The 13282-nt window shown below is 45.8% G+C and carries 12 protein-coding genes; 6 read left to right on the top strand and 6 right to left on the bottom strand.

Annotation, left to right across the window (positions count from 1 at the left end; translation table 11 throughout):
* Window positions 1-3: 3 nt before the first annotated feature.
* Genes HW45_RS09525 through HW45_RS09510 form a run of 4 tightly spaced genes read right to left on the bottom strand, consistent with a single transcriptional unit; the run spans window position 4 to window position 4605 of the window.
* Window positions 4-849, bottom strand: a complete 846-nt coding sequence (locus HW45_RS09525) for a class I fructose-bisphosphate aldolase (protein ID WP_038226596.1) — start codon at window positions 847-849, stop codon at window positions 4-6.
* Window positions 833-2605 carry a glycerol-3-phosphate dehydrogenase/oxidase gene (locus tag HW45_RS09520; protein ID WP_038226595.1) on the bottom strand — a complete coding sequence of 591 codons (1773 nt, stop codon included), beginning with the start codon at window positions 2603-2605 and terminating at the stop codon, window positions 833-835. Before HW45_RS09520 ends, HW45_RS09525 begins: the two co-directional genes overlap by 17 nt.
* A gap of 44 nt (window positions 2606-2649) precedes the next feature.
* Window positions 2650-3636 carry an aldo/keto reductase gene (locus HW45_RS09515; RefSeq protein WP_038226594.1) on the bottom strand — a complete coding sequence of 329 codons (987 nt, stop codon included), beginning with the start codon at window positions 3634-3636 and terminating at the stop codon, window positions 2650-2652.
* Between the two features lie 9 nt (window positions 3637-3645).
* A complete protein-coding gene (locus tag HW45_RS09510; protein WP_038226593.1) occupies window positions 3646-4605 on the bottom strand; it encodes a sugar-binding transcriptional regulator in 960 nt (319 codons plus the stop codon).
* Window positions 4606-5039: 434 nt separating this feature from the next.
* Here HW45_RS09510 and HW45_RS09505 point away from each other — a divergent pair, with 434 nt between their 5' ends.
* The 6 genes from HW45_RS09505 to idi all read left to right on the top strand — a co-directional run bounded on the left by HW45_RS09505 (window position 5040) and on the right by idi (window position 11375).
* Window positions 5040-6065 carry a sugar ABC transporter substrate-binding protein gene (locus HW45_RS09505; RefSeq protein WP_006070493.1) on the top strand — a complete coding sequence of 342 codons (1026 nt, stop codon included), beginning with the start codon at window positions 5040-5042 and terminating at the stop codon, window positions 6063-6065.
* 148 nt (window positions 6066-6213) lie between these two features.
* Window positions 6214-7722 carry a sugar ABC transporter ATP-binding protein gene (locus HW45_RS09500; RefSeq protein ID WP_038226592.1) on the top strand — a complete coding sequence of 503 codons (1509 nt, stop codon included), beginning with the start codon at window positions 6214-6216 and terminating at the stop codon, window positions 7720-7722.
* A complete protein-coding gene (locus tag HW45_RS09495; RefSeq protein WP_088878264.1) occupies window positions 7722-8747 on the top strand; it encodes an ABC transporter permease in 1026 nt (341 codons plus the stop codon). Before HW45_RS09500 ends, HW45_RS09495 begins: the two co-directional genes overlap by 1 nt.
* 14 nt (window positions 8748-8761) lie before the next feature.
* Window positions 8762-9820 carry an ABC transporter permease gene (locus tag HW45_RS09490; RefSeq protein WP_038226589.1) on the top strand — a complete coding sequence of 353 codons (1059 nt, stop codon included), beginning with the start codon at window positions 8762-8764 and terminating at the stop codon, window positions 9818-9820.
* A 189-nt stretch (window positions 9821-10009) separates the two neighbouring features.
* Window positions 10010-10651, top strand: coding sequence for an START domain-containing protein (locus tag HW45_RS09485; RefSeq protein WP_051867964.1), 642 nt, complete (start codon window positions 10010-10012; stop codon window positions 10649-10651).
* 187 nt (window positions 10652-10838) lie between these two features.
* Window positions 10839-11375 carry an isopentenyl-diphosphate Delta-isomerase gene (gene idi, locus HW45_RS09480; protein ID WP_038226586.1) on the top strand — a complete coding sequence of 179 codons (537 nt, stop codon included), beginning with the start codon at window positions 10839-10841 and terminating at the stop codon, window positions 11373-11375.
* On the opposite strand, the gene HW45_RS09475 is transcribed toward idi, so the two are convergent.
* Window positions 11372-12505 carry a hypothetical protein gene (locus HW45_RS09475; protein ID WP_235225485.1) on the bottom strand — a complete coding sequence of 378 codons (1134 nt, stop codon included), beginning with the start codon at window positions 12503-12505 and terminating at the stop codon, window positions 11372-11374. The two genes, idi and HW45_RS09475, sit on opposite strands and share 4 nt — an antisense overlap.
* A 53-nt stretch (window positions 12506-12558) precedes the next feature.
* Window positions 12559-13269 (bottom strand): ABC transporter ATP-binding protein, encoded by a 711-nt coding sequence (locus HW45_RS09470; RefSeq protein WP_038226583.1) that lies wholly within the window; start codon window positions 13267-13269, stop codon window positions 12559-12561.
* Window positions 13270-13282: the final 13 nt, after the last annotated feature.

The following is a 13282-nucleotide window of genomic DNA, read 5'->3' as shown; positions in this document are numbered from 1 at the left end:
CTGCTATTTATCGCCAATGTAGATGTTCATTGCTTCTGAGGTAGACGCACCGTTGTGAATCATCGCCATCAAAGCATCGACAACGCGGCTTGGATTTGGGTGTTGATAAATGTTGCGTCCATACACCATGCCAAGCGCACCCTGATCGAGCAGTGCTCGTGCTTTGCTAAACACAGATTCAATGTCTTCACGTCCACCGCCGCGAACCAGTACCGGGCACCTTGCCGCCTCAACGACTTTATGGAAGTCTTCCGCTTGGCTGGTTGGATCGGCCTTGATAATGTCAGCGCCTAGCTCACGTGCCATACGCACCAAGGTGACAATCTTTTCGCAGTCACCGTCGACCATATAAGCCTGTCCTTGGCTGTTAGGCTGCATCACCAAGGGTTCGATCATCAGTGGCATACCGTATTTCTCACACTCAGCTTTGACCTTACTTATGTTGGCAACACATTGCTTAAACAAGTCAGGTTCATCAGGCAGCATGAATAGGTTCACTACAACGCATGCCGCATCCATTTGAAGGGCTTGAATAAGAGGCTGCTCCGCATTTTGTAGTAATGCCCACATGTGGCGGTGACGCTCTGCGTTATATGGGTTACCCAAATCGATTCGCATGACCAGTGCAGGTTTGTCTTTGCCATCGACAGTTTGCAGTAAGTCAGCTTGACCCGCATTCATCTGAATCGCATCTGGCTTGGCATCCACTAGTTGTTTTACCACTGAAGACATGTTTTCTAGCCCATCTAAAAATGAAGGCTCGTTGCACACGCCGTGGTCGATAGCCACATCCAAACAACGCCCTTGCTTAAATAGGCGATTCATCCTGACTTTACTGGTTAAATACATACTCTTCTCCATCTAATAGTTGTTCATTTTCCGTAACGGTAGGTTGTAATGTGGGTTTTGAAACTTTTGGTAAGGCGTCCAATTCAACGCCATGGAAATCCAGCAACACTTGCTTTGATTGAGCTCTATCTTTATCGCGCTCGCTTTGACTCCAAGAAAAGTGGTCAGCGACCAAATTGGAAATCTCCTCGAAGCTTTCCTCAGTTAACTTGCCTTTAATCGCTATCGAGGTACGGCGAAGCAGCACATCCAACGTTGTCGATACATACTCACGTTCCAGAATGAACTTGAGCTCGCCTTGGGTGTAGTCATCGAGTGACGACAGCGCTTTATCTTGTGTTCCTTGAAGTGCACCAAGCAGTGATTCACAGGCCGTGCCGTAGCGCTGAAACCAAGTTTCCATTTGGCGTTGTGAATATTGCGGATGACGCTCACTTAATGAGGCTAAGTAAGTCGCTTTTGATGAATCAGTGACAGGGTAACCCTTACCACCACCTATTGCTCTTTGTTTGGTATCGCAAACTCGCGTTTTACCTAACGATGCTAAAAGTTCATCTGCCACTTCCTCACCAAAGGCACGGAACGTTGTCCACTTGCCTCCGATAAGCGAATAGATAAGAGTGTCGCCAATCTTGTCTTGTTTCAATGAATGACTGCGGGGGATTTGCCCTGTGGTCGAGGTATTGACTGACGGAAGTGGTCTCACGCCACAGAACTGATAGACGATCTGCTCACGACTGATATCCAAGTTTGGTAGCACGCCTCTAAGTGATTCGATAATGTAATCAATTTCTTCGTCAGTACAACGCACCGATTCAGGGTCGCTCACGGGAATATCCGTCGAGCCGATCAATACTTTTCCGAAATACGGGAACAATATACAAACTCGTCCTTCGCTGTTTTCATAAAACAGCATATTGCCATCCAGTTCAGCCAACAGCTCTGAGTTATCGACGATAATATGCGACCCTTTCGTCCCCTGCATATACTGGCTAGGTGCAGTAAGTAATCCATTGGTCGTGTCGACCCAAGCACCCGTCGCGTTGACCACATGCTGCGTTTTAACTTGGATGGACTCGGCAACCTCGTGGTTAGAAATAGTCAGCTGCCCTTGCTCTAACCCAGAGACCATAGTGTAATTTAGGGCAACACCACCCGCTTCTACCCCTTCTTGAATCAATTCCAAGGCGAGGCGCTCGGGTGAGCTAATCCACGCATCAAAGTATGTGGCACTGCTCTTTACGTCACCCCCCATCATCGGCCAGCGTTTTTGTGTTGAGCGAGATGAGTGCATCTGGTGATTTGGCATCAATTGATCACGCTTGGTGAACCAATCGTAAAGACTCAGCCCAATTTTGATGACCACAGAACCGCGCTGTGAAGGCTTGTCTTTCAATCCTAAGAACTTAAACAGGCCATCAAACATACCAGACCAGGTAGAGAAAATAGGTATAGTGGTTTCTAAAGGAGCAACAAAATGAGGCGCGTTATCAAGTAGGCGATTTCGCTCATAGAGTGCTTCTTTCACCAATTGAAACTCACCATTTTCTAGATAGCGAAGTCCGCCATGTATCATGCGAGATGGCGCAGCACTGGCCTTAGAACAAAAGTCATCTTTCTCGACTAACAAGACCTTCACACCTTGCAATGCCAGTTCTCGAAAAACGCTAATACCATTGATTCCTCCGCCAATGACCACGACGTCAAAGTTACTATTCTCTTTTAATCGCCTAAAGGCGGTTGAGTTGTTATTCATTGTTGCTCCCTGCCACTGTTTTCCGCTTTCCTTACGATGCGTCGTTACGCCAATTCCAACTCGCCAAAAAACTCACGGGATTTTGCATCAATAAACTTCACCTCTTCCTGAGATAGCACCACATTTCCTGCTGCGGCATTTTCTATTGCTTGAGCTGCATTTCGTGCACCACAGAGGGCATAAGTGATGCCTGGCTGTTGCAGTGTTGCGGCAATCACTAGCTGTGCAACACTTACATTTTTCTGGCGAGCAATCGGCTCAATGGACTGACAGAACTTTTGTACCCAACGGCGGTTTTCGATAGTAAACATAGGATCAGTGATGCGCTGGTCATCGCCAGTGAAAACACGTTCAGGGGTGATTTTTCCGCTCAGCAACCCCATGGCAAGTGAAGAGTAGCTAAGACACGCGACATTAGTTTTGATGGTTGACGGCAACAAGGTTTGCTCTAACTGACGCTCGATGAGGTTATATTTCTCTTGCACCGCGTCGACAACGCCTGTTTGTTGATACTGTTCCAACTCCGCTTGATTAGCGTTGCTGATCCCGATGGCGCGGATCTTACCGGCTTTCTTTAGCGCCAATAATGCTTCCATGGTTTCAGCAATCGGCGTAGTTGGGTCTTGCCAGTGGGTAATGTAGAGATCGAGATAATCCGTTTGCAGACGCTTTAGGCTTTGATCCACTTCATGTTGGATAGCATCAGCACCAAGATAACGATGCACTGGCTTACCATTCTCATCAAAAAAGTGATTACCTTTGTTGGTATGCCAAACCAAACCACATTTGGTTGCCAGTACTACCTTGTCGCGGCGTCCTTTGATTGCCTTGCCCACTATTTCTTCAGACACACCAAGTCCATACGCTGGAGCGGTATCAATTAAAGACACGCCGTGATCTAAAGAAGCATGAATGGCATCAATGGAGGCTTTCTCATCTGTTCCACCCCACATCCAACCACCCATTGCCCACGTGCCAAGACCGATGACTGATGCTTGAATACCTGAATTTCCGATTTCTCTAGTTTGCATGTTGATTCCCTATTCTGCTTGTTCTAATACACTGGCGACCGTGTCTTCGTCCGAGACTAACCCGTTGATCAATCCGCCTCTCAATGCCGCTAACATGGCGGACACTTTAGAGCGAGTTGCTGCTACACCGAAACTGTGTTCGATGCTATCGAGTTCTTGAAGATTGAGGCCGACAAGTTTTTGGTTGATGTGTTCCGCACATTTATCGCCTTGTGCATCATAAAGATGGGCTAGTACTTCCCCTTTACATTGGGCGCTGATCAGCGTTTCAGTTTCATGGCCACTTAACGAGCGCAGGTCATAGTAGCTGTCACTTTCACTGGCGACGGAACCAATACCCACCAAGGCAATATCTGCGTTTCGAGCCAAGTCGAGAACGTCTTTAATGCTACGCATCTCCATCAAGATGTTGCGCTGTTCGTCGGTATCTACAAAAAGCGGTGCGTGGAGTTGCGTACTTGTTCCACCCAGCTTTTCTGCCAATTTGCTTGCTAGGTAGTTCACGTCTGTGAAGTGGTGCCCCTGAATACCCCCTGTAGCCGGAACCACTCTCACATTCGGAAAGTGCATAGGTTTTAGCTGCTCAACAATCTGCGCCATAGTTTTACCCGCACTGATGCAAATAATGCTGTCTGGCTTGATGGTTTCTATAAGTAGTTCACCTGCTGCCTGTGCCACTTGGCGAGTAACGACTTCGTCATCCTGGCTGAGACTTGGCTGAATCACCGCAGTTTTCAAGCCAAATTTTTCCAACAAGCGTTGTTCTAATGTATGCGTTCTTTCTTGTGGAAGCTTTAAGGTAATCTCAACTAGACCATCATCATGCGCTTGCTTAATGACACGATTCACTTTCGCTGTGGACAACCCAAGCTGCTTAGCAATATCCGACTGGCTGCGATTTTCCATATATCGCAACGTTAAGATCTTTGCTGTCTGTCTCAATATGTCGTCACGTTCGTTCATCGTCATATCTCTACCTTTATTACTGCTTTCTGCCTTTATATAGGCTTCACATTTCGCTAACACTCAATAGCTTTTTATCTTGGCAATCTTGGTTAACAAGGTGTGAAATTTATTTCATCTGAGTAAAAAGTAATCATAGAAAAAGACTTTTACAAGTTAAAATGATACCAATCGTATCGTTTTGACCATTTAAGTGCGTTAGATCACAAATAACGACCAAAGTGATACGTATTGTATCGATATAGCATTGACCGGCTACATTTTGTTCACTACCTTTTAACACGTGAAATATATTTCACCTGTCTGAAAGATAATTCACATCATCGAGAACAACGTGTTGTGCTGCTTTTGGCTTAATAAGAACCAAGCTGTTTTATAGAGACGAAGCAGATGTTGCTCCAAAGACGACGAGTGAATAGCAAATACAAATGGAGAAAATTATGAAGTCAGTGACTTTGAAAAAGATATTTAATAAAGGACTTATCGCTACGAGTATTATTGTCGCTTCAAGCCTAGCTGCCACAACACATGCAAATGAACGAATCGCGTTTTTCGTTTCTGATTTGTCTAACGTATTCCATCAATCTCAAGCGACGGAAGCAAAGCGCTACGCAAAAGAGAAGTACGGTGCTGAAGTGGTTATCTTCGATGGCAAAGCCGATTCAGCGGTAATGACGCAAAACGTTGACCAAGTAGCAGCAGGTGCATTTGATGGTGCCTCACTTCATATATGGGATGGCGAAGCAGCGACACCAGGTGTTGAAGAAGCATTAGAAGAGAACATCGCTATGACGTCTTTCTTTAGCCCAATCACTGATACCGGCATTCCAACGGCTCGAAGTGATGAAGCGACCGTTTCTTTCGATATGGGCGCACAAATGGCAAAAGCATGGAAGGAAGCGAATCCTGACAAGCCAATCGTCATGGTTCAACTCGGTTGGCCAAACCATACCGAGGTAAGTTCTGGTCGAACTAACCCATTTGCAGAAGGTGTGCTTTCGGTTGATCCAACAGCGAAAAACCTAGGCGCTCTTGATGCTAGCGGCGGCCAAGAAGCTGCGAAACAGATCATCGTTGACCTTCTTACTCAACAGCCAGAAGTTAACTTAATTTATTCCGAAGCCTCTAACTTAACCGTTGGCACAATGGCAGGTCTTAACCAGCTAGGCCGCGGCAAGTTCAAAGATGGCAAACCGGTGACAGAGATCGTCGCCAGTGTTGACTTTGACTCGGTCGAATTTGGTCAAATCTATGACCCTGAATCAAGCCTAAAAGTCTCTATGGGTCTTCCACCGATTGAGACTGCACGTGGTCGTATCGACTTGGTTATGGACGTAATCAACAAAAAAGTCGCTCCGACAAAAGATCAAGCAGAAGAGTTCTTCTACAAGGCTTACACCATCTCTTACTGGTCAATGCCAAAACCTGATGCAGAGCAATGGCTAGACGCTCAGTTCAGCAACTAACCTAGGCTTAAGGTCGGCGGCTAGACCGCCGACCTTATATGTTACTCATTTATTCAACATCTCAGTGTTAAGGAAAAACTCGCTTCATCTGTCATGTCATCTGTGGCCTAGCAGTATCGAAGGTGCAACCACTGAAGGAGAGATCATCTTGAATAGTCACAATTCAACACCTGTATTATCAATTGAAGGGCTGATTAAAGACTACCCCGGTGTTCGGGCAGTTAACGATGTGAGCTTTGCAATTGAACGAAGTACCGTTCACTGCTTGATTGGCGAGAACGGCGCAGGAAAATCCACATTGGTAAAAATGATCACCGGTGCTATTCAGCCTACTCAAGGCGCTATGAAAGTGAACGGTAAGGATTACCGACCTACTGGCACTCAGTCAGCACGTGAATCGGGCATCGCCACTTTATTCCAAGAGCTACACGTCGTTGATGAATTGACTGTACTTGAAAACTTAACGCTGGGTATGGAACAGAGCCGATTTGGCTTTTTAATTAAATCAGATCTGGAGGATCGCGTAATCGAGACCTTAGCGACCATCGAGCCGTCTATCGACCCATATGCTCGCGTCTCGACCTTAGGTGTCGCTCAAAAGCAGATTATTGAAATTGCCCGTGCCGCGTCATCTGGCGCGAACGTCATCATTATGGATGAGCCAACAGCTGCGTTGTCGGAAAGAGAAGTCGAAAGACTTTTTACCGTTATTCGAAGGCTACAAGAACAAAGCGTGACGGTTATTTATATCTCTCACAAACTGGACGAGATTTTAACCCTAGGCGACCGCGTCACCGTCATGCGCGATGGCAAACACATCGCAACCAAACCCATGTCTGAAGTCGATGGCCGCGCAGAGCTTATCGATATGATGATTGGTCGCAGCATCATGCACGATTATTCCCCGCGCGATGCCATTACCGATGAAGTGTTCCTTGCGGTGCAACGCCTTAATAACCACCGCCTCAAAGATGTCTCGTTTGATATCAAAAAAGGCGAGATTGTTGGGTTTTATGGTTTGGTTGGCGCTGGAAAAACCGAGATTGCACGTGCGATCTTCGGTGCCGACAAAGTCTCTGGCACAATTCGCCTCAATGGCAAAGATGTGGGTAATTCGCCACGTGAAGCCATTGCTGCGGGTATTGCACTCGTTCCTGAAGAGCGTCGTACTCAAGGCTTATTTACCAATTTAACCATTCGAGAAAATATCCCAGTGATGAATCTACCAAGAATGTCTGACTTCGGGGTATTCAGAGAAAATGATGAGCTGAATGCGGCGATTGATTACGTCGATAAGCTATCTATTGCCACCAGCTCAATAGAAAAGCACACAGAGAAACTCTCCGGTGGTAATCAGCAAAAAGTGGTTATCGCTAAATGTCTGTTCTCACAGGCAAAGCTTCTTCTACTCGATGAACCCACTCGCGGCGTAGATGTGGGAGCGAAAAAAGAGATCTATGACTTGGTGAAAAGCCTCGCCAACGAAGGCAACTCAGTCGCGGTGTTTTCAACAGAACTTGAAGAGATCTTGGGCGTTTGTGATCGAATCTTCTTACTTTATGACGGTTCTCTGGTGTCTGAAATCAAGAATGGACCGAACGTCGACACTAACTTTATTTTAAATGCCGCTACGGGTGGCCTTGAGGAGGCAGTATAATGAACACGTCAGTAAAGCCTAATCACTCGCCAGTCGAGTATCGAAGGGTGAGCGACCAAATGTACATCACCTTGTTAGTGGCATTTGTCGCTATCGGACTCTTTCTTGTTGCGTCAGCGTTTGTCCCGAACTTTTTCCAAGTTCAAAACATGCTTAACCTGATTACCAATAACTGGGCAGTAATTTCTCTTGGTGTTGGTGTCTCTTTCTTGTTGATTTCCGGCAACTTTGATCTCTCTGTTGGCGGTATAGTCGCCCTTTCAGGCGTACTGTCGGTTTGGTTTGCTCAAGCCATAGGTGGCGGTTCTGCTCTGTCCACAGGTTTAGGCTTACCTTATTGGTTAGCCGTGGTCGGCGCTTTAATGGGTGCGCTAGCTATCGGTGGTCTGAACGCTCTGTTCGTCGTGAAGTTTCGCATCCCATCCATCATCGTCACGCTAGGTACTATGATGGTGGCGAGAGGTATCGCTCAGGTAATTACTCAAGGCTCGCAACGTAACACCAATTTGCCCGAGGAGTTTGGCTTGCTAGGCAATTTGAAAGTGTTTGGCACCTCCATGCAATTCCCAGTCCTGTTTATGCTCATTCTATTTTTCGTCGCCATTTTTATTGAGCGTAAAACCGTATTTGGCCGCATCACCTATTGGATTGGCGCCAACCCTGAAGCCGCAAAGCTGTCAGGTATCGATAATTCCAAACACATTACTTACTTGTATCTATTTAGTGCGCTAGTGGCCGGCATTGTTGGCATCCTGCTGTCCTCAGAGTTTAAGTCAGGCTTTTCTAATCGTGGTTTACTGATGGAGTTTGACGCATTGGTTATTGCGCTACTTGGCGGTATTGCTATTGCTGGCGGCTTCGGTTCTGTCATTGGCATGTTCTTTGGTGCCATTATCTTGGCGGTGGTAACCTCGGCTGCAACTGGTCTAACTCTCTCACCGGATTGGCAATTCATACTCAAAGCAGTCGCCGTTTTCTTAGCAATTACTGCTCAAACTTGGGCACTGTCCCTTAGAAACAAATAAAGAGGGGAAACGTTATGTCCGATTCAACCAAATCACTTAATTCATCATCTGTCCCGTCGCCAGTACCATCACCTGCACTGGGCGGACAAGTGGCTGAGTTTTTTCGTAACTATTACATCTACTTTGTATTAGCAGCGATTGTTATTTTTCTAAGTAGCGTTAACTTAGATCAGTATGCACTGTTTGAGCGCGGAAACTTTCTTTATAAGAAAAACGTCATCAACATTTTACGCGTCTCCGCCCCACTGTTGGTGCTAGCCGGCGCATTTACCTTGCTAATGGTTTCGGGTTACATCGACTTATCCGTTGGTAGCACCATGGGACTCACGGCGGTCATATACGCCCTTCTCGCCATCAATGGTGTTCCAATGTGGGCAGCTTTCTCCATTACCGTGTTTTGTGGTGTATTGCTGGGTGCATTCAACGGCTTGTTAGTGGTGAAGTTTAATATCACTCCCGTTATTGCCACCTTAATTACCTTGAGTCTGTATAAAGGTATCGCACTGCTTCTCGTTGAAGATGGCGTGTCAGCAATCAAGTCCATGGGCGATCTAAAAATGCCAGCATGGTTTAACGACTATGGTCGCGATGCGGTTTTACTTGGTTTGCCAATGGCGTTTTGGGTAGCGGTGGGGGTTACGGCTCTGCTCATCATCCTACAGAACCGCTCTTTACTAGGTAAGTACGCCGCAGCGACGGGTGGTAACCCTACCGCGGCTAAATTATCGGGAATTAAGACTGGGCTAGTCGTCTTCACGCTCTACGCCATTGTCGGTGCAACAGCTGCGCTTGCGGGTATTGCTCGCTCGAGCTTTATGTCGCTTGGTGACCCACTATCAGGTGACGGTATGGAGTTAACCGCGATTCTTGTGGTGTTAATTGGTGGTACAGCGTTTAGTGGTGGTGAAGGTAAAGTATTGCGTTCGTTTGTTGGTGCGTTGATTATCATGACCTTAACGGTTGGTATGCTCACTCTCGTGCCTGCCTACTACCAAACTTTGGTAATTGGAGGTGCGCTATTAGCAGCGGCGGCGTCAAATCACTTGGTAAGCCGAAAGCGTAACGAAGGCTAATATTCATTACAACCTAAAGAGCCAACAAGTGCGCCTAACCCTGTTGGCTCTTACTTTTTGGGAAGCCTTTCCCTACTTCTACCTATCTACTTCTACTTCCATTCTTTTACTTCAAATGTCTACTACCCTGATTTTTCGAATAAAATTGTATATGCTTAATGCAAGAAATCGACATTCAACAGGTGAAACATGGACGTTTTACGCATCATTTTACTGTTCTCGACGATACTGCTGACAGGCTCATTAAGCGCTGAAGAAAATAGCTATTGGCAATTTGACAGTGATAATGACGGAATCACTATCTACACTCGAGAACATACCGATGGCTTAGTCGAAATCCGAGCGCAAATGTTTACACCAACAACTTATAGCGCCTTCTTAACCTTATTAGAAGATAGTGAAAACGTCCCCAACTGGATAGATAACGCCAGCCATAGCCGAGTGTTAAGGCAAATATCAATCAACGAAAACATCGTTTATACCCAGTTTAAAGCGCCTTGGCCAGCGAGAGACCGCGATATGGTTACCTACTCGAAGTATTGGGTCGACGATTATGGTTTCACTATCGAAATTAACGATGCGCCTGAATCCTCATTACCGATACAAGAGGGTTATATTCGAATTACCTCTGTCGATGCGAGTTGGAATCTACAAAAGCTGACCAACGGTACGACACTTATCGAATACAAAGCCTATGCAGACCCTGGTGGAATATTACCCGACTGGTTGATGAATAAACTCTCGACCCAAAGTGCTAGAGCGACATTCAATAATCTAAGAAATCAGTTACCGAGGTACCAACGCTACTCTCATCCACATCTGAAAGAATGAGCCCAATCAATACATTAATGATCCATCTCTCTTCATCTTTAGTATCAATGTTGTGAATTAATCTTCCCCTTCACTCTTCATCACTGGATCTTTTGTGCTATGATGCGCGCCCTCGCTGGTTGGCGCGGTGAAATAAAAGAAAAACCGCAGTGTTCAAAGCGGTCATTAAGCAAGCGTGAGATAGAATATGAGTTGTGAACTGGTTGTCGTCGTCGATAAATTTGGGAAACCAATCGGTACCGAAGAGAAGCTGGAAGCCCATCGTTTAGGCCTTAAACATTTGGCTTTTTCAGTGCTTATTTATCGTTATAACGCTGGCCAACTTGAGTTCTTACTTCAGAAACGCGCGATCAATAAATATCACAGTGGTGGATTGTGGAGCAATACCTGCTGTTCACATCCACGTCCAGATGAAGAGATTATCTCTGCTTCACAACGTCGTCTTGTCGAAGAGCTTGGCATAACGACCCCACTCGAACTCATCGATATTGGTACCGTTAGTTATTGTGCTAAATTCAGCAATGGTTTAACTGAGAATGAACTTGATCACGTGGTTATTGCTAAATCGAACAAGGTCGAGTTCAACCTTAATGCAGACGAAGCAGAACAGTGTGAATGGTGGCAGCGGTCTGATATCGAGCAAACCATGAAGGCGGAGCCAGCAACCTTCAGTGCGTGGTTTCGGTTAGTTTTAGAGAAAACGACTCATCATCTAAGTAATTAGAATGACCATTTGATGTTGGCAAACAGCAGTGTTGAGGGGGTTGCTCCAAACAAGCTTCCCGAACTGCCATCAAAACGCTGTAATACGGTAAGTAATTGCCAGTCGTCAGACAATGAGTAGCTGTTCGACAAACCAACGAAAAAAGAGCCATCTTGATAGTAACTACCAGACATGGTAAATCGCGACAATGGTGTAATGTCGAAACCTAAATCGGCGTAGCCCGTGAATTTAGTGAAGCTCAGAGTTCTCGCGGTGAGAGGTAAAGTTAAATATACCGCCGCATCAATCGCTTGTTGTGGTTCACTAATATAAAGTACCGATGCTCGCCCTATCCAATTGCGTCTTCCACCAAAACTATAGTCAGTCTCAATACTTGATACGATGGTCTTTTCGTAAGATTGACCTTGATACTCAGACTTCCATGGGTCAAACCATGTCAGCTCCCCTCTAAAGCCAGCGCCATTAATATCACCGGCAAAACCACCACCTACAACGTAATCCAAACCTGAGCGTCCAGCAAGAACCTGCATGTCCCAACCGTTGTGATTAAACAGATAGCGAGCAGAATATCTCTGTAAATTGCTGTCTTTGTTGGGACTGTAGACAAGGTCTATACTACTCGCGAATCCAAGTTTGCGGCTGAGCGATATCGCATCGGTTCCTGGTCTTTCTTCATAGTCAAAGTCGTATATCGAGTACGAGTTATACAGATCGTTAGGATTCCAAATGGTGTTCATCGCCCAATTGACTCGATAACGTCCTATTCTTGAGCTCCAATCATCCCCTTTCCAATCAAAATACAAACGGTCAAACTGACTGTTGATGATCATGTTGTCGTTATCGACGAGGTTTCTTGATAGGTCAAAATATCCATTGTCTGCCGCAATAATCTCTGAATAGTAAGGCGCACTTAAGCTATCGCCAGCGAGTACTCTATTGCGCATGCCTGCATTAAAACGAAATGAGGAAGAGAAGCGATACTCGTAGTTAAATCGCTGATGTATAAGGTGATCTAAGGTATTCTCTCCGTGATCTGGAATGCCTCCTGACGCCATGTATTTCACATAACCGGTTAGGTCCCAGTTCTTCTCTGGCTGTAGCCCCGGTATCTCTGCTTTCACTTCTACCATATAGACAGCTGCGCCAACAATAAAAATGGTGGTGACTAACTTTTTCCACATAACTAGTGTTCTAGCTCCGTGGTAAGCTCAGTTTGCAGTTTGTCGGACGCCAGTTTGCCATCTTCAAACACAATGACACGCTTTGCCCTTTTTATCACTCGAGGATCATGGGTGGAAAATATAAATGTCGTTCCTTCCACTTCGTTAAGGTGTTGCATAATATCTAACAGTTCTGAGGTACTTTTTGCGTCTAGGTTGGCTGTCGGTTCGTCTGCCATCACAAATCGTGGTCTTGGCGCTAGAGCACGTGCGACGGCGACACGTTGTTGTTGTCCCCCAGACATTTTTGGTGGCCGTTTATCTTTCTGATTTTCAAGCCCCACTTGGGCCAATAACTCAATTGCACGCTGCTGACACTGCTTCTCTGCTACGCCTTGTAGTTGCATGACAAACTCGACATTCTCTTGAGCAGTCAGGACAGGTAACAAACTATAGTCCTGGAAGATAAACCCGATGTTGTCACGGCGAAATGCAATGAGTTGTTTCTCAGATAGCTGACAAATGTTACTTCCCTCAATCCATACTTCTCCAGACGTAGGGGTATCAATGCCCCCTAACATATTGAGGATAGTTGTTTTTCCTGACCCCGACGGTCCCATAATGGCGACAAACTCTCCCTGCTCAATCGTCAAAGATAAGTCTTGAACCGCATGTACCGGAAATTCACTTTTTGGGTTATAGATTTTATTAAGCTGCTTTATCTCTATGGTCATCTCAATTCACTTA

Origin of the sequence: Vibrio sp. ER1A (assembly GCF_000733315.1) — a bacterium.
GTDB lineage: Bacteria > Pseudomonadota > Gammaproteobacteria > Enterobacterales > Vibrionaceae > Vibrio > Vibrio mediterranei.
Note: the sequence above shows the minus strand (reverse complement) of the source record. Positions and strands in the feature narration are given on the sequence as shown.

What these genes read in the sequence shown, in the direction of transcription:
- HW45_RS09490 (WP_038226589.1), top strand. Translation starts at nt 8,762, where the DNA reads ATGTCCGATTCAACCAAATCACTTAATTCATCATCTGTCCCGTCGCCA.
- HW45_RS09470 (WP_038226583.1), bottom strand. Translation starts at nt 13,269, where the DNA reads ATGACCATAGAGATAAAGCAGCTTAATAAAATCTATAACCCAAAAAGT.
- HW45_RS09475 (WP_235225485.1), bottom strand. Translation starts at nt 12,505, where the DNA reads ATGGTAGAAGTGAAAGCAGAGATACCGGGGCTACAGCCAGAGAAGAAC.
- HW45_RS09520 (WP_038226595.1), bottom strand. Translation starts at nt 2,605, where the DNA reads ATGAATAACAACTCAACCGCCTTTAGGCGATTAAAAGAGAATAGTAAC.
- HW45_RS09485 (WP_051867964.1), top strand. Translation starts at nt 10,010, where the DNA reads ATGGACGTTTTACGCATCATTTTACTGTTCTCGACGATACTGCTGACA.
- HW45_RS09505 (WP_006070493.1), top strand. Translation starts at nt 5,040, where the DNA reads ATGAAGTCAGTGACTTTGAAAAAGATATTTAATAAAGGACTTATCGCT.
- HW45_RS09510 (WP_038226593.1), bottom strand. Translation starts at nt 4,605, where the DNA reads ATGACGATGAACGAACGTGACGACATATTGAGACAGACAGCAAAGATC.
- idi (WP_038226586.1), top strand. Translation starts at nt 10,839, where the DNA reads ATGAGTTGTGAACTGGTTGTCGTCGTCGATAAATTTGGGAAACCAATC.
- HW45_RS09515 (WP_038226594.1), bottom strand. Translation starts at nt 3,636, where the DNA reads ATGCAAACTAGAGAAATCGGAAATTCAGGTATTCAAGCATCAGTCATC.
- HW45_RS09495 (WP_088878264.1), top strand. Translation starts at nt 7,722, where the DNA reads ATGAACACGTCAGTAAAGCCTAATCACTCGCCAGTCGAGTATCGAAGG.
- HW45_RS09525 (WP_038226596.1), bottom strand. Translation starts at nt 849, where the DNA reads ATGTATTTAACCAGTAAAGTCAGGATGAATCGCCTATTTAAGCAAGGG.